Genomic DNA, 22,357 nt, shown 5'->3' with positions numbered 1-22,357 from the left:
GAAATACACAGCATGGAAGAACAGACATGGGAACAACTCCTCGAAGCATGGCAGCGCCGCAGGGCGGTTGCGGAACTGATGGGCGGCGCGGAAAAGATTGCCCGCCAGCACGAAAAGGGGCTGCGCACCGCGCGGGAACGCATTGAAATGCTGGTCGATCCGGGGACTTTCGTTGAATTCGGCGCGTTCAATCATCCGGATGTTCCCGGAATGGAAGCGTCCCACTTCGGCGACGGGATGATCTGCGGCCTGGGCAAGGTGGACGGGCGGCCCGCCGTCATCGAGGCGGCCGACAAGACCGTCTTTGCCGCTACCGGGTCGTCGGTGAATGGACGCAAGAAGCGGGCGATGCACGATTTTGCCGTGCGGAATGGATTGCCGCTTTTCCATCTGATGGAAGGCGGAGGATTGCGGATGCCGGACGGGATGGGGTCGGACGGGATCAGCGACAAGATGATGCCGCTCTACATGTTGCGGCACAAGCGCCGGGTCCCTTTTCTCACCGCGATACTGGGTGACAGTTACGGCAGCCCCACCTGGCATGCGGTTTCCTCCGACTTTACCGTTCAGCTGAAGGGAACCTGCATGGCGGTGGCCGGGCCCCGGATGCTGGAAGTGGCCACCGGTGAGAAAATCGATGAAGAGGAACTGGGAGGCTGGCGGATTCACGCCGAGTTGACGGGCCAGATTGATCAGGCCGCCGATACGGAAGAAGAGTGTATTGAGCTGATGAAGCGGTTTTTCCGATTCATGCCCTCCCATGCCGGGGAGGAACCGCCCGTTCAGGAGACGGAAGACGATCCCTGGCGCAGGGTGGACGAGGTGCTGCGTATCGTCCCAACGAAGCGCAACCGCGCCTATGACATGCGGCGCCTGATCCAGACCATCGTCGATGACGGGTATTTTTTCGAGCTGAAGCCCCTGTTCGGGCGGGCGCTCATCACCGGTTTGGCCAGCCTGGGCGGGCGCGTGGTGGGCATCATCGCCAACCAGCCCCTGTTCAACGCCGGCGCGGCCGGTGCGGATGAGTGTGACAAGGCGACGGAGTTTATCTGTCTTTGCGATTCCTACCACATTCCCATGATTTTCCTGCACGACATTCCCGGTTTTCGCGTCGGCAGCACCGCGGAACGGGCAAAAATCGCCACCAAAATCATGGTTTGGAATCAGGCGCTGGCCTGGTCCACGGTGCCCAAATTGTCGGTGGTGATCCGCAAAAGCATCGGCGCCGCGTACAGCAACATGTGCGGTCCCGGCATGGGGGGAGAGCTGGTCGTGGCCTGGCCGAGCGCCGAGATCAATTTTACCGGCCCGGAGGTGGGCATCAATGTGGTGTACGGACGGTACCTGGAACAAGTGGAAAACCGCGAGGAGGAGCGAAAGCGGCTGCTGGAGCGATGGTCCTTTGACAGTTCCCCGTACAAGGCGGCCGGAAAACATCTGATTGATGACGTGATCGATCCCAGGGAGACGCGGAAGTGGCTCTGCCAGACGCTGGAGTACGTCTTGGCGAAACGCGGATCGAAGGGCCAAAGGCTGCTGGCCCACTGGCCGACAGGGTTTTGACACCCAACAACATCCGCCTTATGGATGCCGAAGCACGATGAAAGGGCTGTCCCAACGCTCGCTGAAGCGAGGGGACAGCCCCATTGTTGGTTGTTCGGCAAATGGAATGGACCAAATGGAATGCCTGGTTATTTAAACTTCGTGATGACGTTAAAGCCCAAGGTTTTGTAATCGGTCATCTCCTGCAGAACGTTGCTGGCTTCATCCAGCGACACCTCACGGGAGACCAGCGATTTTGGATTCAGCTTGCCCTGAGCGATCAGGGCAAGCAGGCCGTCGTATTCGGTGTGCGGGTTGCCGATGCTGCCCACGATTTCCAGTTCCTGGGCGGTCACCGCATCAATGGGCAGGACGACAAAGCCGCCTTCTTCCGATGTTGTCAGGCCGATCTGGACATGACGTCCGCCCTTTCGCAGGCACAAGACGGAGTTGAGGATGGTTTCGCGAATCCCGAGCGCCTCGATGGAAGCGTGCGCCCCGCCCTTGGTGATTTCCTTCACGGCTTCCACCACGTTTTCCTTGCGGGCGTTGATCGTTGCCACCGCCCCTTCCTGCCTCGCTTTCTCCAGCTTGGCCTCGTCGATGTCCACGGCGATCACCAGGGCGCCGATGGCCGTGCCGACCTGGATCGCGGACAGGCCCACACCGCCGGCTCCGTGTACGACCAGCCAGTTCCCCGGGGCAAGGTTGGCCCGGATCACGCCATGATAGCCCGTCATGTAGCGGCAGCCAATCGCCGCGGCGGTCAAGGTGTCCACTTCATCCGGCAACTTGATCAGGTTGAAGTCGCCATTGCGCACGCAGACGTATTCCGCATAGGATCCGTCGTAGCGAAATCCGAATATGGCAATGTTGTCACAGCGGTTCGAATGGCCGCTCCGGCAGTTCGGGCAGTGGGAACAACCTTCATGGAAAGGAGCGGTGACCCGATCGCCCGGTTTGAAGTTTTTCACCTCGGCTCCAACGGCTTCCACCACGCCGCCAAATTCGTGTCCCGGAATGATCGGAAGTTCAGGTTTCAGGCCGAGCCAGGCCCAGTCTCCCATCCAGGCGTGCCAGTCGCTCCGGCAGATGCCGCTGGCTTCGACGCGGACGATGACGTCTTTTGGTCCCGGCGTCGGATCGGGCACCTCACCGACGCGCAGAGGCTTTTGGTGCTCTACAATTTGCGCTGCTCTCATGAATATCCTCTCCCTTGAAAAAATTGCAAAATCATCCCCGATATGCAACCGTAAACTGTTTTATCTATTTATTTCTCATTCATAAATACTTATTCTCCCAATTTTATCTTAATCCATTTTTTGAAAAACTTCAATCAATAAATAAAAGTGATACGACTGACAGAACATTTTTGTGTAAAATATTTCGATGAAATGGTAAAATTGGATTTGATATAATGTTTAGTAATAAGTAATGAAAGCTCATGGAAGCCTTTTAGAAGCAAGGAAGGGAGTATGCAGGATGGAGGACCGTGTCAATGCGAAGATGTTCTGGGCGTATATGCTGGTGGGGCTGTTGCTGGTACTGATCTCGCTGGGGTTTGGCCGGTTGTCCTACGGGGTGGTCATGCCTTTCATGCAGGAAGGCCTTCGCTTGAGCTATGCGCAGGCGGGATTTCTCGGAACCATCACGTCACTGGGGTATCTGGCGACGGTGCTGTTGGCCGGGTGGCTGGCGGCGCGGTGGGGGAACAAACAGACCGTTGTGCTGGGATGCAGTCTGCTTGTATTGAGCATGTTTGGTTTGTCATCATCCAACGGCTATGGTGTTGCGATGGTTGCCATGTTTGGGGCCGGCGTGGGCAGCGGGATGGTGTTTACGCCAGCCCTGTCGCTGATGGTGGGTTGGTTTCCCGAGCGGCGCGGGCTTGCGGCCGGGTTTTTGATGAGCGGTACCGGCCTGGCGATGGTGCTGTCCGGTTTAATCGTGCCGGCGGTGAGTACCGGGGTGGCAGATGGATGGCGCTGGGTGTGGAGGGGATTTGCCGCCGCTGCGCTGCTTGTCTTCCTGCTGGCGGTCTGGTTGCTGCGAAACCCGCCGTCTGCCGCTTCCGCCGCCGCGCGCTCCGGCGGCCTGTCTATTTCCGAACAGGTGTACAGGAATCCGGGGGTGCTCCGGGTGGCCGGCATGTATTTCAGTTTTGGCATTGCCTACCTGGTTCCCTCCACCTTTCAGATGAGTTATATGCTGGCCCAACAGATCGCCTCCACCACTGCAGGGATGCTCACCGCGATGGGCGGTGTGCTGTCGCTGGCCAGTTCACCGGTCTGGGGGTGGGTTTCCGATCGCATCGGCCGGCAGCGGACGCTGGTGGCCGCCTTTGCGACGGTCATGGTGGCGCTGCTGATTCCGGTGCTTTACCCCAAATTGCTGGGATTTTTCCTGTCGCAGCTGTTGTCCGGAAGCACGATTGCGGCGATCCCCGCCTTGATTCAGGCCTCTGCCTCCGAGCAGGTACCGCCGGTACTCGTTCCCGTGGCCCTGGGATATGTGACGATCTTCTTTTCCGTGGGCCAGCTTGTTGGTCCGGGGTTGGGCGGCTGGTTTATCGACCATGTGATGGGATTTCCAAGCGCCTACCTGTTTACCATTCTGATGTTGAGTTTGGGATTGGCACTGGCTTACGGCATGAGAGCGCCGGCCAGAGCACACGAGGAAACGAGACCGTTGGCGTCAAGGACCGACGAACTCCACCGGTGAGGATGAACGAACGGTCAGGGTATACGTGCCTTTGCCAAAAAGGCGCTTTTGCGCTTGTGGCACCACCGGAGTGGCATTCACTTCCTTCTCTTCCGATCCCGGCGGGGAAAGGGTCACCGGTTGCAGGTGGAGCAGCGTGAAGTCGGCATTCCTGCCGGCGGTCAGGAAGACGCGGCTTTCTCCTTCGATGGTCCAGTTGGCCCGCATTTCCTCAGCCTGTATGTCAATCCGCCCGACATCTTGTTCCAGGATGAGCGGGAGAGAACGGGGCACGTAAAGGGTGACTTCATGTCTGTCATCCGAGTGCCGGAAAGCGGAGGGCTGAGGAAGTTGGTGCAGGGTCAGGTTTAGCTGGCCGCCGACCCGTTCCGCCGTATACAGACCGCCCGTAGCCTCCTCTGCTTCTTCCTTGGATCCGGCGGTGATGGAACCGCTGCTTAAAAGGACGATTTCTTTTCCTTCGTACGGGATCAAAGTGGCCTGTGGTCCGGGGCTTTTGATCCGCAACAGGGTTGTCCCGTCCTCCAGGGAAATCTCCTGCCGATGTTGAAAGGGATATTGCTGGTAGGTGAGCAGTTGCCTTCCTCTTTCCAGGATGCCGCTGGCCTGCACCATGTACAAGCCGCCGCCTGCGATGAGCATCGCCAGGACAATGAAGATGCTGAACCCATCGTAACGGAAGCGTTCCGGACGGATGAAGTTGGCGGCTACAATCTCGATGCCGAGAAGGATCAGGATGAGCGGCCACCACTTGAGCAGCCATGGGGGAATGACCGCCTGGGTGAACAGGCTCCAGATCATCCCCAATCCCGCAAGCATCAGACTCAACCCCATCGAAAAACTGCCCACTCGCCAGGTTTTCATCCGTCTTCTCTCTCCTTTTTCGCCATTTCATGGACGCTTGCGTTCTCTTGCCCTGCTTTCCGTTCCCCGGCTTGGTTCTCATCCTGACGATCTGGCAATCGATTCCCCTGAATCATCCGCAAACCAAAGAAAATGAGCAGGATGGAGACGAAAAAGGTTTCCACGTAGCGGGAGATGGCGTACCAGCCGATATAGAGAAATTGATCCACGATCGGAGCCAAGACATTGTAGAAGATGAGATATGCCCCCAGGAAGATCAGGCCGTACCCGATCCAATGACGCTTGATGCCCAGCGTTTTCCAGGGGAGTGCCGGCTTGTCTTCCACCTCCTGCCCGTCGTTGATGTGTTGCGCCATTTGCAGGGCGTCAAAGAGACTGAAGAAGAAAATCAGCGGCACGGCGAACAGGAACAGTTCGTTGCGGAACAGAAATGTCAGGAAGAAGACACCGAAAAAGGCGGTCAACAGCTGCATCCCCCTGCTCATCAGTCCGAGGTACAGGTGTCCTACGCCGGGGATGGCGGAGAGCAGAAAGGTCAAAAAGGTGTTCTTTTTTCGCACGAGCTTCACCTCGCTTGGTGGTTGTCCGAATGTGCTCCAGGTTCAGGGGGCAGCAGGGAGCGCATCCATGTGCTGGATGAGTCGATCCAGCGGTTCAGGGTGTCGTCTAAAGTCTGGTGGATGCCGGATTCCGGCAGACGAGCTTGCGTCATGGGCATAAACAGGTTCTCGCCGATCCAATGAATGGCGCCGGAAGCGGTCAAAAACAGGGTGATGGAGGCGGCCACCATGTAGTGGAACCAGGCCTTACGGGCGGCGTTCCAGGAACGTGCGCCGGTTTTGCGGGAGGCAACAGGCGCAGGCGCAGGACCTGCATGCGGCCTGGCGGAGAAAGGATGCGTAGGCCATGTTTGCAGGAGGGAGCCAAGTTCCGGGAGCGGCAGGGTATCCACGGATTCCCTGTCGATGGCCTGTTCATATTTCAGGAGGCAGTCGTAGCAAGTATACAGGTGTTCCTCCATCTGCTCGCGCAGAGCTTCTGGAAGCCGGTCGGCCACGTAAGCTTGCCAGTTATCGAGCGTGTATGGGCATGACATGTGTTCAATCATGGCGTATCCGCTCCTCCCATCGTGTGCGGAACAGGCGTTTGGCCCGGTGCAGCCGGGCAGCCACCGTGTTGACAGGCAGGGCTTCCGCTTCTGCAATCTCCTGATAGGATTGATCTTCGATATAGTAGCGGTAGAGCACGGAACGGTATTTGTCCGGCAACTCCTCCAGAATGGCGGCGATCGCCGCTTTTTCCTCTTCCCGGATCAGCGCTTCCTCCACCGGCTGGTCAGGCTGTGTTCGGCTGAGGATCATTTCCGCCTCTTCCGCCGAACCGGCCTTTTCCTGTTTTGTCTGGCGCCGCTGCTTGCGGTTCCAGTCGATCGCCTTGTTGACGGCAATCCGCGTGATCCAAGTCTTGAATCCTTCGGAACGATAGGTTGGAAGGGAGCGATAAATTTGCCACAGTGTTTCCTGCAAGACGTCTTCCGCCTCTTTGTCCTTGCGGACAATCCGCAGGATGGAAAGGTAGAGGTGCCGATAATAACGCGTGATCAGTTCCTCAAAAGCTTTTTGTTCCCCCTGTAAGGTTAATTGGATCAGTTGTTCATCCGAACGCATGGCACGCTCCTTTCCTCTCCCTCTACCTTCACCACCCATAGACGAAGCAGGGGCAGGATAACTTTCATTTTGACAAACATTTTGCTTCCCGGCAAAGCGGTTCCTTGGCTCAGGAAGGCTTGCGCCACGCAAGCGCGAGGAGCAAAAGGACCACCCCGTTAAACAGGGACAACCAGCACACCGTCGCCAGGTGCAGGTGCGGCGGGACCATGTAGACCAGCATCGCCCCCATCATGCCGCCCATCAGCCCGGAGAGGATGCCGTTGAGTATCTGGGGGATGCCTTGGCGCAATCCGGCCAGCAAGCCGACCAGGGCTCCGATGTACATGCCGGTATGCGCCCCTTGAAAAAAAGCGGGGAACCAGAATGCCGTCACACTGCCGAAACCAAGCCCCCAGGCCATACTAAAGGACATGGTAAAGATCATAGAATGATCCTGATGAAGCCCACGTTTGGCATCGAGGGCGGGGATGAGGAATCCGATGCCAATGGCGATGTAGAAAATGGTGATGAGCATAGCCATCTGTCATCCCTCTGTTCCTTTATCCTTTCCAGGCTGTCCAATCCTTGGCCGGTTGGACATTCTGGGTTGGACGATTTGCTGTACATGTATATGGGCATGTCTGGGAAAACATGATGGCGTCGCAGCATGCGGATAGATGGGGGTGGGAGGTTGTTGTATCTTTTGTTGTCGCAGTTCAGTGCCTGGGTGAGCCAGCCGGTCTTTACCCTGAACGAAAGGAGCAACGTGGCGCTGTTTTCCGCTCTTCTTCTCGGTTTGATTGGCGCGATGGCTCCTTGCCAGCTCTCGGCAAGCGTGGGGGCAATGACCTATTTTGGCAACCGCCAGATGCAAAACAGTCATGTTTCCTGGCGGGAAATGATCTGGTACTTGGTCGGCAAGATGACCGTGTATACGTCGCTGGGACTGCTCTTTTACCGCATGGGGCGGAACTTTTCAGTGGAGACGGCTCCCGTTTTGGGCTGTGCCCGCATGTTGCTGGGGCCGCTGCTCATCCTGATCGGCATCTTTCTCCTGGGTTGGATCAGGCTCCCTGGTGTGGGAGCGCGGTTCTCTGCCGCATTGAATCAGTGTGCCAGGAAGTGGGGAGGAAATTCAGGCGCTTTTCTGATGGGGGTGGCCTTCAGCCTGGGCTTTTGCCCGACGATGTTCTGGCTCTTCTTCGGCTTGCTGATGCCCTTGACGATGGATGTGGAGTATGGCCTGATGTTGCCGCCGCTTTTCGCCGTTGGGACGGCTTTGCCTCTCCTGCTCTTTCTCGGCATTTCCTATGGCGTGGGGCGGCACCGGTTGCCGATCCGGAAGGCGCGTCAAGTAGGCCGTTGGGTGCAGCAGGTGGCGGGAGTTTTTTTCATTCTCTTGGGGATAGCGGACATGATGATCTTCTGGGATCACATGCTGGCCTTCTGTGCGTTTTGAAAGGAGGCCGTGGTCCATGCGGCTTGCTGATGATGGATATCGAGCGATTGAGGTCGGCCGCTTGTTTGATGAGTGTTTGCGGCAGTTGACACGGCCAAACGGATCGGGTAGGATAAACCTTGAATTCGAGATAATTGCTGAAGGATGACTGTGGATGGCTGATGCGCATGGAATGCCGAATGATCGATCGCTTAAACTGTTTGTCGTCTTCTCACGGGCCTATCGGGCCATCTCGGATCGGGTCATGGAAGACATCAAAAAGCATGGGCTGAACCCAACCGAGTTTGCCGTTCTGGAATTGCTGTATCACAAAGGGCAGCAGCCGATCCAGCAAATCGGCAAAAAGGTCCTGCTGGCCAGCGGCAGCATCACCTATGTGGTCGACAAGCTGGAGTGCAAGGGTTTCCTGGAGCGCAAGCCCTGTCCCAGGGATCGGCGGGTGATCTATGCCGTGATTACAGAACAGGGCAGACAGTGGATGGATGAGGTGTTTCCCATGCATCAGAAAGCCATCCGACAGATCTTTGGCGGCCTGACGGAGAATGAAAAGGAAGCGATGATCGCGATGCTGAAAAAACTGGGCTTTCATGCGCAGCATTTGTCCGAATGACGGGTTCAGCAAATTTTTTCCTACATATCTCGAATTCGTGTATATTTAAATAAGAAAATATGATTGTGATTATCTCAGATTCAAAGCGATGAAGAAAGGAGCGAACCAAATGTCACAAATCAACCTGGCTGTGATTTACTATTCTTCGACGGGCACGAACTACCAACTGGCGCAATGGGCGGCCGAGGCGGCAAAAGAGGAAGGGGCCGAAGTCCGGGTGCGGAAAGTGCGGGAACTGGCACCCCCGGAAGCGATTGCCGCCAATCCGGCCTGGCAAGCGCACGCGGAGGCCACAAAAAATGTGCCTGAAGCGACGCTGGAGGATCTGGACTGGGCGGATGCGATCATCTTCAGCGTTCCGACCCGCTTTGGCAACCTGCCGTCACAGATGAAACAGTTTCTGGATACGGCGGGCGGACTGTGGGCGCAGGGAAAACTGACCAACAAGGTGGTCAGCGCCATGTCCAGCGCACAGAATTCGCATGGCGGGCAGGAACAAACCATTCTTTCCCTGTATACGACGATGTTCCATTGGGGAGCCATTGTGGTGGCACCGGGGTATACGGATCCCATCCAATTTCAGGCAGGAGGAAACCCATACGGTGTCAGTGTGACGGTCAATCAGGATGGCAAGATGGTGGAAGATGTTGAGGCGGCTGTCAAGCACCAAGCCAAACGGACGCTGATGGTGGCCCGCTGGGTGAAAGCGGGAAGCCAACAGGCGTAAAACAAACCTGCCGGCTGAACGGGCACTGACAGCGGTCACGAAAAAGTTGCCCATAGTGTTATCCATGCGCTGCTCCTTTTTCAGGGGCAGCTTTTTTATTGCCGTGTTCCTTCCTGCCTGCCATGTTCTTTCCTGCTGCTCTCCCATGAAGTTCGGATTTTTTCCTGATGCAATGAAGGAAAACCCCTACATTTTTCGGAATCGTATTTGAAGTGTTCATCATCCATACTTTTACTGAATCATTATTAATTAAATGATTAAAGTGATGATTCGACACATATTGGATAAAAGGAGGAAAAAACCAATGACCATGATTAAAGATGTTTTTCAAATGATTGATGCGGCTCTGAAGGAAGATCCTGCCCGTGCCCAGGGCATCGAAGCGGTGTATCAGTTTAACTTGGGCGGGGAGGAACCCGGCACGTATCAGATTATTCTGCGGGCGAACGAAGGTTCCGCCGTCGAAGGAGAACAGGAGACGCCGGATTGCACCCTCTCGCTCGACTCGGAGGATTTTAAAAAGATGGTGGAAGGGCAACTGAATGGTACCGAAGCCTTTATGAGCGGACGGCTCAAAATCAAGGGAGACATGGGCCTCGCCCTGCGGCTGCAAGAGGTGCTTTCGGCTTACACGGCGGCGCAGTGATCGGCGATTGACCGAGGCCAGGAAATGGGGAGTCGCATCATGAACCTCAGCCAAATTTGGCAACAAAACATCCAACAGTTCGGCGCTTATCCCATCCTCGTTTATGAGGGCCAGGAGTATACAAACGTCCAGTGCGATATGCAATCTTCGCAGCTGGCGCACACGTTGATCGATTTGGGCGTGCAAAAGGGCGATCGCGTCGTGGTCATCATGCCGAACTGCCCCGAAGTGGTGATCGCCTTTGCGGGGATTATGAAAAGCGGGGCGGTTGTCGTCCCCTTGTTGCCCTTGTTGCAGGTGCAAGAGATTCGCAATATTTTGCAGGATTGCCTCCCGAAGGTGGTCCTGACCACATCAGCCCTTGTGCCGAAGGTGCGGGAGGCGGCTGAAGGCCTATCCTTTCCTCCGAAGATGTTCACGTTGGAGGAATCCGTTTCACCCGTCTCGTTGCGTGAGAGATTGGCGAAAGCGCCGACCGTTCTTCCCGATGTGGCCATCGACGGGGGCGACGATGCCGCGCTGCTGTATACCGCCGGAACGACGGGGCGGCCGAAAGGGGTCGTGCTGACCCACCGCAACCTTTACGTCAATGCGGAAGCCACGGCAAAAACGGCGCGCGTCCTGCAATTAAAAACGGGGCGCGTCGGCCTTGGGGTGTTGCCGTTTTCCCACGCCTTTGGTTTCACGATGATGAACGTCGCGATCCTGCTTGGCGATAAAATCGTGCTGCTGCCGCATTTTGATCCCGTTAAGGTGCTGGAAGCCATTGAAACATACAAGGTGACCCATACCGCCATGGTGCCGACGATGCTTCACGCGTTGTATCATCATCCGGATGCGGACAAATATGACACATCCAGTTTCTTTGTCTGCATATCCGGTTCCGCTTCGCTCCCAAGAGCTTTGGCGGAGGGATTTCAGCGTAAATTCAGCTGTATCATCCTGGAAGGTTACGGCTTGTCTGAGGCGGGTCCCATCGTGACGGCCACCGATCCGATGAAACCGATCAAACCTGGATCGGTGGGATTGCCGTTGCCGGGGATTGAAGTGGCCGTGGTGGATGAAGAAGGCAACCGCCTGCCTGCGGGCAGTGTCGGGGAACTGATTGTATCCGGTCCCAACATTTCGAAAGGGTATTACGGCAATCCCGGGGAAACCGGAAAAGTGTTCCGGGACGGATGGCTGTATACGGGGGACATGGCGCGGATTGACGAAGACGGTTACGTTTTTATCGTCGACCGCAAAAAGGATGTGATCATTCGCGGCGGGCTGAATATTTATCCTCGCGATTTGGAGGAGTTGCTCATGAGCCACCCTGATGTGATCGACGCCGGAGTCGTCGGGGTGCCCTCTGAGAAAATGGGGGAGGAAGTGGCCGCGTATGTGGTCAAGCGTCCAGGCTCACAAGTGTCGGCAGAGGCATTAATCCAGTATTGCCAGGAACGGCTGGCAAAATATAAGACGCCCCGGTTTTTGAAAATCGTCGGTCACTTGCCGAAAAACCACATCGGCAAGACAGACAAGAAGCTGCTTCGCGAGTGGGCGAAGGAATTTGACACGGCAAGTTAGACGCCACCCGTCAAACAAAAAGGAGAAGGAGGAACGCCATGTGATCTCGTTTCAACCTACGGAAGAAGAGGCGGCCTTCGTGGAAGTGGCCAAGGGATTGGCTCGCGACGAGATACGTCCGCAAGCAAGGGAATGTGAGGAGAACCGGCAGGTGAGTCCCGGGATTGCCGCAAAAGCCGTGGAATTGGGGTTTGCTTCGCTGGAACTGCCGGAAAACTGGGGAGGCTTGCAGTTGCCGTTGATTTCCCAAGCGCAAATCTGGCAAGCGCTCAGCTATGGCGATTTGGGCGTGGTACAAGGGTTGCCCGGTCCAGGCGACGCGGCCTCTCTCATTCGCCTTGCGCCGGACAATCCGGCGTTGCAGCCGTACAAGAAGGCAGGTCAAAACGGTTCGTGGCCAACGGTTGCGTATATCGACGCCACCGATCCGGAAGCGCCATGGGTCTCAGCGTTACAGGTGAGGCCAGATGGCGACGGGTATGTGTTGCATGGGATATCCCAGCCGGTCCGCCTGGCGGCATTTGCCGATTATGTGGCCGTCGCGGCAAACGATGCAGCGGGTGAGCCGGTGGTGCTGTGGCTGGATCGGGAGAGCGTGAAGTGGGAAATAAAGGGAGGGGACTACCGCCTCGGATTGCTGGCTGCGGGTCTTGGCCGGGTGCAATTCAACCAGGCAAAGGCAGCGGGTGGACAAGTGGTTGCCCGGGGTCAAGCGGCCGGCGAACTCATCGCCCGGGCGCATGCCCGCATGCGCGTGTTGCAAGCGGCGAAAGAGGTGGGGTTGATGGAAGCCGCCCTCGATTACGCCACGGCTTATACGGCAGAGCGCAAGGCATTTGGGCAGGTGATTGCCCAATTTCAAGGGGTCTCGTTCCGGATTGCGGACATGGTGATCGAAACAAGACTGGCGAACCACCTGGTATGGGAGGCGGCCACCAAAGTGGACGCAGACGCGCCGGATGCCGAAGGCGCTTCCTTGCGGGCGTTGTACCGGGCGCACCATGCTTTGCGCTATGTGACCGATGCCGCCGTGCAGTTGCTCGGGGGACACGGGTTTGTCCAGGAATACCCGGTTGAAAAATGGATGCGCGACGCGCAGGCACAGGTCGGACTGTACGGACGGGAAAAAGAGATGCTGCTGCGGCGCGGCGAACAGATCGTGAATGGAACGAGCGCCGTGAATGAAACGAGAAGGAAGGTTGCCCTATGATTTCGTTTGACTATTCACCGCGACAGAAACAAATGAAGGACATGGTCCACTGGTTCGCGAAAACGGAAATCCGCCCGATCTCGCTGGAAGCGGACAGGATGGAGAAGGTGCCGGATGAATGGCTTGAAAAGGTCAACAAGATGGGAATCCAGCTGAACACCTCCTCCTTTAGCGGCGGCAGGGGCAAAAGCAAGGCCCAAAAGGAGGAAAACGCCGAACGGGAGGGAAACCGCATGGGGGTCATCGCGGCCGAGGAACTGGCCTGGGGTGACCCGGCGATTGCGCTGTCCCTTCCGGGAGCCGGACTCGGAGGTCCGCCGGTGATGAGCAGCGGGACTCCGGAGCAAAAGGAACGCTTTCTGTCCATCTTTAAAACGGACAAACCGCGCTGGGGAGCGTACGCGTTGACGGAGCCGGAGGCTGGGTCGGACGCTTCCAACATTCGGACGACAGCCAAAAAAGTGGACGGCGGTTACATTCTCAACGGGCAAAAAATTTTCATTACAAACGGAGCCCGCGCTTCCTGGGTCGTCACGTTTGCGACGATTGACCCTCGCCTCGGACGGGCCGGGCATCGCGCGTTTGTGGTCGAAAAAGGAACGCCGGGTTTTAGCTGTACGCGCCTGATCAAGAAAATGGGCCTCCGGGCCAATGAGACGGCGGAATTGCTGTTTGAGGATTGTTTTGTGCCGCAGGAAAATCTTCTCGGCGGAGAAGCGCTTTACGAGGCCAATCAGGCCAAGCCGTCAGGATTTCAGGTGGCGATGAAGACGTTTGACAGCACGCGTCCGATTGTGGCGGCCATGGCCGTCGGCATTGCCCGCGCGGCTTATGAATATACGGTGGATATGGTACGGCGCGAGTATCCGAAGCAAGGCCGTTATTTCCGCCTCGCTGCGGAAACGCTGGCTGAAGCGGAACAGCAGATCGTGGCAGCTAGGCTTTTGACTTGGGAAGCCGCATGGAAAGCCGATATGGGCAAAGAAAACGCGAAGGAAGCGGCCATGTGCAAAGCTTACGCCGGCAAGATTTCCCTGGATGTGTGCGCCAAATGCCTGGAACTTTTGGGACCTGTTGGCCTGGATGGACATCTCGTTGAAAAATTGTACCGCGACGCGAAGGTGTTTGACATTTTCGAAGGAACCAACGAGATCCAGCATCTTGTTACAGCGCGCCGGCAATACGCGCCTTATGGGGTGAAGGTTTAATTTTTCTTTTGCAAGCAAAGGAGGAACACCGTGTCTTATCAGACCATCCGCATGGACAGAAGAGACAAGGGCGTTGTCTGGATCATGATTGACAACCCCCCGGCCAACGCCATTGACGATCAGCTGATGCATGATTTGGCAGCGGCGGCGGCAGAACTTGGTCAGGATGACGCTGTGCGCGTCGTTGTCATCACCTCCGCGCATCACAAAACGTTCCTGGCTGGTGCAGATTTAAAAGGAATGGTGCAAAACAGCAGCAAGTATGTCGGGGATGAACATGCCATCGCCCGGCAAAGCGCCAAAATGCAGGCTTGTTTTGACCGGTTTGCGAAAATGCCCAAACCGGTGATTGCAGCGATCAACGGACACGCGCTTGGCGGGGGATGTGAGCTTGCCTTGGCATGCGATTTTCGGATCATGTCCAAAGGACGGATCGGATTGACCGAGGTTTCGCTCGGACTGATCCCGGGAGCCGGCGGCACCCAGCGCTTGACCCGGCTGTTGGGACGAGCCAAGGCAACGGAATTGATTTTTCTGGCCAAGCAATTGGAACCGGAAGAGGCGTTGCAAATGGGGCTGATCAACCGGGTGGTCCCGCCTGAACGCCTGGAAGAGGAAACGACGGCTTTCGCCGAACAGCTGGCAGAAGGCGCCGTCAAGGCGATGGGATTGGCCAAGCGTGCCATCGATGCCGCCGATGGACCCATCGAAGAGGGGCTCCGCATGGAGGCGGAAGCGTTTGCCGAGACCTTTAAGACGGGAGAACCGATCATTGGACTCGCCGCCTTTTTCCAAAAGAAACAACCCCAATTTATCCGTTGAACGTAAAGAAAATAACACTTTTTCAAAAAAAGGTGGGGACTTTGCATGTCATCTTGGGCGGAACTGTTGAAAGGAAAGGTAGCGGTTGTCACCGGGGCGTCAAGGGGGCTGGGACGTGCGGACGCGCTCGCGCTGGCGGAAGCCGGTGCGGACGTCGTGATCACCGATATCCTGATTGAATCGGATGAGAGCATCAAAGAGGAAGCAAAGAAGTACGGGCCCATCGCGCAAGTGATGCAAAGCACGAAAGTGGTGTACGCAGAAAAAACCGCGCAAGAGATACAAGCCATGGGACGGCGTTCCTTTGCGATCAAAATGGATGTCACCAATCGCGAGCAGGTCAAAGAAGTGATGGCCAGAGTGAAAGAAGAATTCGGGCGCATCGACATTCTGGTGAACAACGCCGGGACGCTCGATCACGTTTCGCAGATTGAAAAACAGAATGACGATCTTTGGGAACGCGATTTGCGAGTCAATTTGACCGGCACCTACAACTGCACGAAAGCGGTGTGGCCGTACATGAAGGAGCAAGGGTGGGGCCGGATTATCAACATGGCTTCGATTGTAGGAACGATCGGGGGATTTGGTCAGGCCAGCTATGCCACAACAAAAGGCGGATTGCTCAGCTTCACGAAAAGCATGGCTCTCGAAGGAGCCAGGTACGGCATTACGGTCAATGCCATTATTCCCGGGATCATTGCCACGGAAGCGTTCAAGATGGGCAATCCGAAGATGAACGAGCGGATGATCCAACGAACAGCTTTTAAACGGCCCGGCGAACCGGAAGATGTCGCCAACGCGATCACCTTTCTTGCATCGGACAAAGCCAAGTACATCACTGGCATCGGCCTGTACGTTTCCGGCGGCATTGAACTGTTTACTTTTTAAAAGCGGTTGTGCTGCCGGATGATCCTATACCGCATTCAGGAGGTCGTATCATGACACAAGCCGTCATCGTGGACGCCATACGAACAGCCATCGGCCGTAAAAACGGGACGCTGGCGAAGATGCACCCTGTGGATTTGCTGGTGCCTGTCCTTCAAGAGTTGGTCAGGCGAAACGGCATTGAAGCGGGGGATGTGGAGGATGTGGTGACCGGGTGTGTCACCATGACAGGGGAGCAAGGCGGCAACATCGGCCGCATGGCGGCGCTGGCGGCCGGATTTCCGGTAGAGGTGCCGGCGTTTTCCATGAACCGCATGTGCGGGTCCAGCCAACAGGCGATTCACTCTGCGGCACAGGCCATTATCGCCGGAGACGTGGACATCGCCATCGCCTGTGGCGTTGAGAGCATGACCAGAGTACCGATGGGCAGTGATATGGGGAAATTCAGCAAACACTTGACCGATCGATACAGCATTGTCCCGCAAGGCATTTCCGCTGAAATGATTGCCAGACGATGGAACCTGTCCCGCGAGGAATTGGATGCGTTTTCGCTCGAAAGCCACCGGCGTGCCGCAGCCGCTGCCGACAGCGGGCAATTTAAAAGGGAAATCCTTCCGATCGAGATAAAAACGGAGGACGGCAGTCGCACGTTCGATCAAGATGAAGGCATCCGCAGGGACACCTCGATGGAAAAGCTGGCCGCCTTGAAACCTTCCTTTCAACCGCGGGACGGTGTTGTGACCGCGGGCAATTCGAGCCAAGTGAGTGACGGCGCAGCCGGTTTGCTGCTGATGTCGGACAAAAAGGCGAAGGAACTGGGGCTCGCACCGCGGGCGCGGATTGTCGCACGGGCCGTTGTCGGCGTCGATCCGGTGATCATGTTGACCGGCATCATTCCGGCGACGAAAAAGGTGCTGAATAAGGCGGGTTTGCGCCTGCACCAGATGGATGTCATCGAGGTGAACGAAGCGTTCGCTTCCGTGGTGAAAGCATGGGAACGTGAATTGGAACCGGATATGAGCAAGGTGAACCCGCGCGGGGGCGCGATCGCGCTCGGGCATCCCCTGGGGGCCAGTGGCGCGAGGATCATGACGACATTGCTTCATGAGCTGGAGGATACAGGCGGGAGATACGGGCTTCAAGTGATGTGCATCGGTTTTGGCATGGCGACGGCCACCGTCATTGAGCGGCTGTAATAGCTGCTTGTATCATAGTCATTCTTAATATTCAAATCAAGGGGGAATAGGACCATGACCAACGCCAACAAGCCAAGCATGAAAGAGGTTTTTCAAATGATCCATGCCGCGCTGCAAACCAACCCTGCCGCCACCGAGGGGGCAAGCGGCGTATACCAGTTTAACCTGACGGGCGACGACGGCGGGACTTATCAGATCATCATCGACGACCAAGGCGCCCGGGCGGTGGAAGGGACGGAAAAGGAAGCGGATTGCATCCTGGCAATGGACGCGGAAGATTACCGGCAATTGATCGCGGGATCGCTCAATGCGACGGAAGCGTTCATGAGCGGCCGGCTGACCATTCAGGGGGATCTGGGAGTGGCGCTGAAATTGCAAGGGCTGCTGAGTTCATTTTCATTTTAAGTTTCGGGAAGGGCGGCACCCTTCCCCCAATTCTATTATCAAGGTCATTCATAGGGAGTGGTAAACATGATTCACGTGAAATTTCAAACCGTCGTCGATCAAATCAATTGGGACGCGCCCATGTACCGGTTGTATGAGAAGGCGAAAAGGAACGGGAAATGGAATCCGGCGGACATTGATTTTCGCCAGGATCAGGAAGATTTTCAAAAAATGAGTGCCGATGACAAGATGACCGCCGTCGCGCTGGTTTCCTCTTTTTCGGCTGGGGAGGAAGCGGTGACCCTGGACATTTTGCCCATGATTCAGGCGATGGCACGGCAGGGGCGGCTGGAAGACACGCTGTTTTTGACCACGTTTTTGCACGATGAGGCCAAACACACCGAAATGTTTTCCCGCTGGCAAGCGGCCGTCGGTGTCGGGCATATGGATCTTTCCGTTTTTCACAGCGACAGCTACAAACGAATCTTTTACGAAGAGCTGCCAAGGGCCATGGATCGGCTGCACACAGACGATTCCCCGGAGGCCGTGATCCGGGCGGCGGCGGTGTATAACCTGATTGTCGAAGGGACGCTTGCGGAAACGGGGTACTATGCCTTCCGGCAAATCTTCAAGAGAGCGGGCCTGCTGCCGGGGATTTTAGAAGGGATCGACTATTTGAATCTGGATGAGGGGCGCCATATTCAATTCGGCATCTATACGATTCAGCGGCTGATTGCCGGAAATGACAGCGTCTATCAAGCTTTTGTCCGTTATATGGAGGAGTTGTGGCCCCACGCCTTCGGTGTCGTGGAATATTTAACTTCCTTGGCCGCGGAACAACGGAAACAGAAGTGGACAAACACCTCATTGGTCATTGATCCGGATTTGATGAAAGATTACGCGAACAAACAGTATCACATCCGCATGAGCAAAATCGAGCGGGCCAGAAAATATGAGAATGCGGCTCAACTGGATGCGGTCATGGACATCGATGAGGAATCAGCATAGAAGAGGGGGCATCCGTCGCGTGCATGACCCTCTCCATACGCGGAGGAGGTGTCGGAATATTGGGTATTGCAAAAGAAAAGACGATTCAGGGACCCATTACGGAGGAACAAAGAATCCAGTTGGATGCTGCCCGGAGCGAAATTGAAAAAGAAAAAGCAGCGATCACCCTCGCCAGACGGCGCAGGAAAATCATTTCCGTGCTTGCAAAGCACGGATTGTTGTACTTATTGAAAGACGCCGCGTTGTGGAAGCTGTTCGGGAAACGAAAGCGGACCAAGTCGGAAGAGGAGCGGTTGAGGCAGATCGGGGAACGGATGCGTCTTGCTTTTGAGGAACTCGGGCCGACGTTCATTAAACTGGGCCAAGTGCTGGTGACGCGGCAGGATATGTTGCCGGATCCGGTCACGTTGGAATTGGCGAAGCTGTTGGACCAGGTTCCTCCGATCGAATTCCGCAAAATTCAAGCCGTCATTGAAGAGGAGCTCCCTGAAGGACTGGAGACGTTTGCATGGATCGACACCGCCCCATTGGGGTCCGCTTCACTGGCGCAAGTATATAAGGCCGGCCTCAAAGACGGCCGGACCGTTGCGCTCAAAGTGGTGCGTCCGACCGTGGAGAAACTGTTCCAGACGGATATCACGGTCATTAAAAAGATGGTTACGAAATTGCAAAAACGCCTGCCGCCTGAACTGTCGGCCGCAGTGGATATGAACACGATGGTCGCAGATTATTACAGCAGCGCCATGGATGAGTTGGACATGCGGGAAGAGGCCAGGAAATGCATGGAAATGCAAAAGTACCGCAACATCACGGAATATGTTGACGTTCCCGAAGTTTACGGCGCGACGAAAAATCTCCTGCTCATGGAATACATTGATGGCTGGCATATCAAGGATTTTCCGGTTGATTTTTTGGCGTTTGAAGAACGGGTCAAGATCATGGTGGATCTGATCCATCTGTACGTGCAAACGATGCTGGATGGGCATTATTACGCCGATGCACACGGGTCGAACATCATCATCGATAAACACAGAAAAAAGGCGGTCATCATTGATTGGGGCATGACAGGCCGGATGGACAGCATCGTGGCACAAAATTTGATGCGGTTCATCATGCATGCCCAATTGAATCAAATCGACGATGCGGTCGACATCCTTACGGAAGTCAACGTGCCCACGATTTATACCGATATTGTGAAGCTGAAAGATGAGTTGAAAACGCTGGTTCTCCATTATGTCGATTCATATCAGGGCCATAAACGCTACAACTACGGACGGCTGGTGATGGAAGCGATCCGGATCAGCATGAAAAACTATTGCAGGATTCCCAGCGGGCTGGCGCTTTGGGCCAAAGGGTTTTCGGCCACGGAAGGAGTGGCCCGCTGGCTTTGCCCGGAGATCTCGTACGGGAAAGTGGTCGAGACGTATGAGATTCCGATTTTGAAGAGCATGTTAAGCAAGCGCTTCGACTACCGGGCCAACGCCAGCCTGTTGGTGGAAACGTCGCGACTGTTCACGACCTTTCCGCGCCGTGCCAATAAAATTATGGAGCACCTGGCAGACAACAAATTGCGTTTGAATATCCAAGTCCAATCAGATACGGTGACTCGCAATACCTTGAACCAAATCGTCAACCGTGTGGTGCTGGGCCTGATTACGGTGGCCGTGATTCTTACGACCGGTTTTGTGATCGCAAGCGTCCCGGACGGGACCTTTTTGGGATTGGATAAGGTGACAATTGCCAATATCGGGTTGATCGCTTCGGTGGCGCTGATCATGTTTTCGCTGTGGCGCCTGTTCCGCACGAAAAAACAACGAGCCCGATTTTGACGGCGAAAGGATGTTGACGAAAGGAGCGTGGCCCATTGAGCCAAGAACAGGAAAAACTGTTGATGTCCCAAAGAATCGAAGCGTTTTACCGGCAAAGCGGCGGCCCTGGAAGTCCGGTCATCGACCGGATTTTGGAAGAGCATCTTTTGAACGGCAAAGATCATGGCGTCCGAGGGCGGAAGGAGGAAATCAAAGATGCGTTTCTTGATGTCTTCCTCAATGACCATTCAACACGTCCGATCATCCTGTGGTTGATGAAGATGGGATTGGCCGTGAGAAATGAATGGCAGGCTTATTTGAACGCCTTAAGTTCCGGCGCCAATCAAACGGGCGAAAAATTGGAAAAAGTGCCGAAGAAATAGAGAAACATGCTCCCGAAACCATGCGCTGCTCCTTCTTAAGAGGCAGCTTTTTCATTTTCGCCATCGATCCGCAGTGCACCGCTTTTCGATTTATGATAAAATGTGAATCAATCTAGCATTTCAGGAGGTGGGTTCCTTAGCGGCTTTCGCTAAGGAAAAGATTTGGACGATCCATTTATAGTTCTTTTCAATGTTTTTGCTGTATTATTTCTCGTCTTCCTGAACGGCTTTTTTGTGGCTGCCGAGTTTGCGATGGTCAAGATTCGGGAGACACGCGTCCAGCAGCTGGTTGAGGAAGGCCACCGGCGCGCCAGGTTTGCCAAGCAATTGACAGACAATCTGGATGCCTATCTTTCGGCCTGCCAGTTGGGGATTACGCTGGCTTCCTTGGGTCTGGGATGGATTGGCGAGCCGGCCGTGGCCAGGTTGATCGAACCGGTTCTCGCCCCGTTGGGCCTGCCGGCTCAGGTGATTCACACCACCGCTTTTCTCATCGCTTTTATACTGATTACCTCGCTGCACATTGTTCTCGGTGAGCTGGTCCCCAAATCGATGGCCATCCGCCGGGCGGAGCCTACGGTTCTCTGGTCGGCGCCGCTGATGGTCTGGTTCTACCGGGTGATGTATCCCCTGATCTGGTTTCTCAACAACGTCGCCAATGGGCTTCTTCGCCTCATCGGACTGGGGCCGGCCGGCAATGAGGATGCCCATACGGAAGAAGAGATCCTGCTCCTCATCAACAAGAGCCACAAGCAAGGGTTGATCTCACTGACCGAGGCGTCTTTGGTGGACAATGTGTTTGACTTTACGGAGCTTGTGGCCAAGGATATCATGGTGCCCCGTACCGATATGGTGGTTTTGGATATTGAACAATCGTTTGAAGAGCATCTGGCCGTGATTGAAAAAGAGAAATACACCCGTTACCCGGTTTGCAAACGGGACAAGGATCATATCATCGGCATTGTGCATATCAAGGATGTGTATCACCTGGCTTTATCCGGGCAGCGTGATTTGCATGCCATTGTCCGGGAACATGTCACAGTGCCGGAGGCGATGCCCATCAGCACGGTGTTGAACATTCTCCAACGAAAACACGCTCAGATGGCCATTGTCATGGATGAATACGGTGGAACAGCGGGTTTGCTCACGGTGGAAGATATCCTGGAAGAGTTGGTCGGCGAAATTCAGGATGAGTACGACCAGGAACGGCCTGAAATCGAAAATATCGATCATGGATATTCCGTCAACGGCCGGCTCAGGCTGGAGGATCTGAAAGAGTTGCTGCACCTTTCCATCCCGGCTCCGGATATTGACACCATTGGTGGCTGGGTATTTGCTCAGTTGAAGAAACCGCCCGAGGTAGGTGACGTGGTGGTTTGGAACGGCTTGCATTTTGAAGTGAAGGAAATGGACGGTTCGCGGATCGAGCGGATTTGGATTCGCTGGCGGAAGCAAAATGCCACGCAAATGATGCCTGGTGATTTGCCTGTTCAAACTGCTGAGGGCCGGGAGACAGCCGCTGGTGTTTCCGAAGCGGCGTGGTCAAGACCGGCCAAGGAGGAGGGCGATCGATAAGCCTTCCTCCTTTTTTTGTCTTGACAAGAACGAAGCGGGTTGATAGCATCAGAATTGTGGTTTGATAATGATTTTCATTTGCATGAAA

Annotated in this window: 23 protein-coding genes; 17 read left to right on the top strand and 6 right to left on the bottom strand. The window is 55.5% G+C overall.

Annotated elements, in window-relative coordinates:
• Window positions 1-12 precede the first annotated feature (12 nt).
• A complete protein-coding gene (locus BAA01_16150; protein ID OUM90413.1) occupies window positions 13-1,566 on the top strand; it encodes a methylmalonyl-CoA decarboxylase in 1,554 nt (517 codons plus the stop codon).
• A 128-nt stretch (window positions 1,567-1,694) separates the two neighbouring features.
• Here BAA01_16150 and BAA01_16145 read toward each other — a convergent pair whose 3' ends face one another.
• Window positions 1,695-2,747: an alcohol dehydrogenase gene (locus BAA01_16145; GenBank protein OUM90373.1), complete on the bottom strand. Its 1,053-nt coding sequence runs from the start codon at window positions 2,745-2,747 to the stop codon at window positions 1,695-1,697.
• Window positions 2,748-3,027: 280 nt separating this feature from the next.
• On the opposite strand from BAA01_16145, the gene BAA01_16140 reads away from it, so the two are divergent.
• On the top strand, window positions 3,028-4,266 hold the full coding sequence (locus BAA01_16140; protein OUM90372.1) for a hypothetical protein: 1,239 nt from the start codon (window positions 3,028-3,030) through the stop codon (window positions 4,264-4,266).
• Here BAA01_16140 and BAA01_16135 read toward each other — a convergent pair.
• The 5 genes from BAA01_16135 to BAA01_16115 all read right to left on the bottom strand — a co-directional run bounded on the left by BAA01_16135 (window position 4,240) and on the right by BAA01_16115 (window position 7,314).
• Window positions 4,240-5,130 carry a hypothetical protein gene (locus BAA01_16135; protein OUM90371.1) on the bottom strand — a complete coding sequence of 297 codons (891 nt, stop codon included), beginning with the start codon at window positions 5,128-5,130 and terminating at the stop codon, window positions 4,240-4,242. The two genes, BAA01_16140 and BAA01_16135, sit on opposite strands and share 27 nt — an antisense overlap.
• A complete protein-coding gene (locus BAA01_16130) occupies window positions 5,127-5,690 on the bottom strand; it encodes a hypothetical protein (GenBank protein OUM90370.1) in 564 nt (187 codons plus the stop codon). Before BAA01_16130 ends, BAA01_16135 begins: the two co-directional genes overlap by 4 nt.
• 5 nt (window positions 5,691-5,695) lie before the next feature.
• On the bottom strand, window positions 5,696-6,238 hold the full coding sequence (locus BAA01_16125) for a hypothetical protein (protein ID OUM90369.1): 543 nt from the start codon (window positions 6,236-6,238) through the stop codon (window positions 5,696-5,698).
• On the bottom strand, window positions 6,231-6,836 hold the full coding sequence (locus tag BAA01_16120; protein OUM90368.1) for a hypothetical protein: 606 nt from the start codon (window positions 6,834-6,836) through the stop codon (window positions 6,231-6,233). Before BAA01_16120 ends, BAA01_16125 begins: the two co-directional genes overlap by 8 nt.
• 70 nt (window positions 6,837-6,906) lie before the next feature.
• Window positions 6,907-7,314, bottom strand: coding sequence for a hypothetical protein (locus tag BAA01_16115; protein ID OUM90367.1), 408 nt, complete (start codon window positions 7,312-7,314; stop codon window positions 6,907-6,909).
• A 132-nt stretch (window positions 7,315-7,446) separates the two neighbouring features.
• Between BAA01_16115 and BAA01_16110 the strand changes: the two genes are divergently transcribed.
• The 15 genes from BAA01_16110 (at window position 7,447) to BAA01_16040 (ending at window position 22,269) form a co-directional block, all read left to right on the top strand.
• Window positions 7,447-8,238: a hypothetical protein gene (locus tag BAA01_16110; protein OUM90366.1), complete on the top strand. Its 792-nt coding sequence runs from the start codon at window positions 7,447-7,449 to the stop codon at window positions 8,236-8,238.
• Window positions 8,239-8,410: 172 nt separating this feature from the next.
• A complete protein-coding gene (locus BAA01_16105; GenBank protein OUM90412.1) occupies window positions 8,411-8,848 on the top strand; it encodes a transcriptional regulator in 438 nt (145 codons plus the stop codon).
• 109 nt (window positions 8,849-8,957) lie between these two features.
• Window positions 8,958-9,575 carry an NAD(P)H:quinone oxidoreductase, type IV gene (locus BAA01_16100; GenBank protein OUM90365.1) on the top strand — a complete coding sequence of 206 codons (618 nt, stop codon included), beginning with the start codon at window positions 8,958-8,960 and terminating at the stop codon, window positions 9,573-9,575.
• A gap of 304 nt (window positions 9,576-9,879) precedes the next feature.
• On the top strand, window positions 9,880-10,221 hold the full coding sequence (locus tag BAA01_16095; GenBank protein OUM90364.1) for a sterol-binding protein: 342 nt from the start codon (window positions 9,880-9,882) through the stop codon (window positions 10,219-10,221).
• Window positions 10,222-10,260: 39 nt separating this feature from the next.
• Window positions 10,261-11,790, top strand: coding sequence for a long-chain fatty acid--CoA ligase (locus tag BAA01_16090; protein ID OUM90363.1), 1,530 nt, complete (start codon window positions 10,261-10,263; stop codon window positions 11,788-11,790).
• Between the two features lie 40 nt (window positions 11,791-11,830).
• Window positions 11,831-13,000: an acyl-CoA dehydrogenase gene (locus BAA01_16085; GenBank protein OUM90362.1), complete on the top strand. Its 1,170-nt coding sequence runs from the start codon at window positions 11,831-11,833 to the stop codon at window positions 12,998-13,000.
• Window positions 12,997-14,208 (top strand): acyl-CoA dehydrogenase, encoded by a 1,212-nt coding sequence (locus tag BAA01_16080; protein OUM90361.1) that lies wholly within the window; start codon window positions 12,997-12,999, stop codon window positions 14,206-14,208. The genes BAA01_16085 and BAA01_16080 overlap by 4 nt, the downstream gene beginning before the upstream one ends.
• A gap of 30 nt (window positions 14,209-14,238) precedes the next feature.
• A complete protein-coding gene (locus BAA01_16075) occupies window positions 14,239-15,030 on the top strand; it encodes an enoyl-CoA hydratase (protein ID OUM90360.1) in 792 nt (263 codons plus the stop codon).
• Between the two features lie 45 nt (window positions 15,031-15,075).
• The gene (locus BAA01_16070; protein ID OUM90359.1) at window positions 15,076-15,918 is read left to right on the top strand and encodes a short-chain dehydrogenase; all 843 of its coding nucleotides are present in this window, start codon (window positions 15,076-15,078) and stop codon (window positions 15,916-15,918) included.
• Between the two features lie 50 nt (window positions 15,919-15,968).
• On the top strand, window positions 15,969-17,111 hold the full coding sequence (locus BAA01_16065; protein OUM90358.1) for an acetyl-CoA acetyltransferase: 1,143 nt from the start codon (window positions 15,969-15,971) through the stop codon (window positions 17,109-17,111).
• 54 nt (window positions 17,112-17,165) lie between these two features.
• Window positions 17,166-17,516, top strand: a complete 351-nt coding sequence (locus BAA01_16060) for a sterol-binding protein (GenBank protein ID OUM90357.1) — start codon at window positions 17,166-17,168, stop codon at window positions 17,514-17,516.
• Between the two features lie 66 nt (window positions 17,517-17,582).
• Window positions 17,583-18,503: a ribonucleotide-diphosphate reductase subunit beta gene (locus BAA01_16055; GenBank protein ID OUM90356.1), complete on the top strand. Its 921-nt coding sequence runs from the start codon at window positions 17,583-17,585 to the stop codon at window positions 18,501-18,503.
• 83 nt (window positions 18,504-18,586) lie between these two features.
• Window positions 18,587-20,332, top strand: coding sequence for an ABC transporter (locus tag BAA01_16050; protein ID OUM90411.1), 1,746 nt, complete (start codon window positions 18,587-18,589; stop codon window positions 20,330-20,332).
• A gap of 35 nt (window positions 20,333-20,367) precedes the next feature.
• Complete coding sequence (locus BAA01_16045) at window positions 20,368-20,694, top strand: hypothetical protein (GenBank protein ID OUM90355.1); 327 nt, start codon at window positions 20,368-20,370, stop codon at window positions 20,692-20,694.
• Between the two features lie 162 nt (window positions 20,695-20,856).
• Window positions 20,857-22,269, top strand: a complete 1,413-nt coding sequence (locus BAA01_16040) for a hypothetical protein (protein ID OUM90354.1) — start codon at window positions 20,857-20,859, stop codon at window positions 22,267-22,269.
• Window positions 22,270-22,357 lie beyond the last annotated feature (88 nt).

Source organism: Bacillus thermozeamaize (assembly GCA_002159075.1).
Classification (GTDB): domain Bacteria; phylum Bacillota; class Bacilli; order ZCTH02-B2; family ZCTH02-B2; genus Bacillus_BB; species Bacillus_BB thermozeamaize.
The sequence above is the reverse complement of the archived record's forward strand: the minus strand, read 5'-3'. Positions and strand labels throughout refer to the sequence as shown.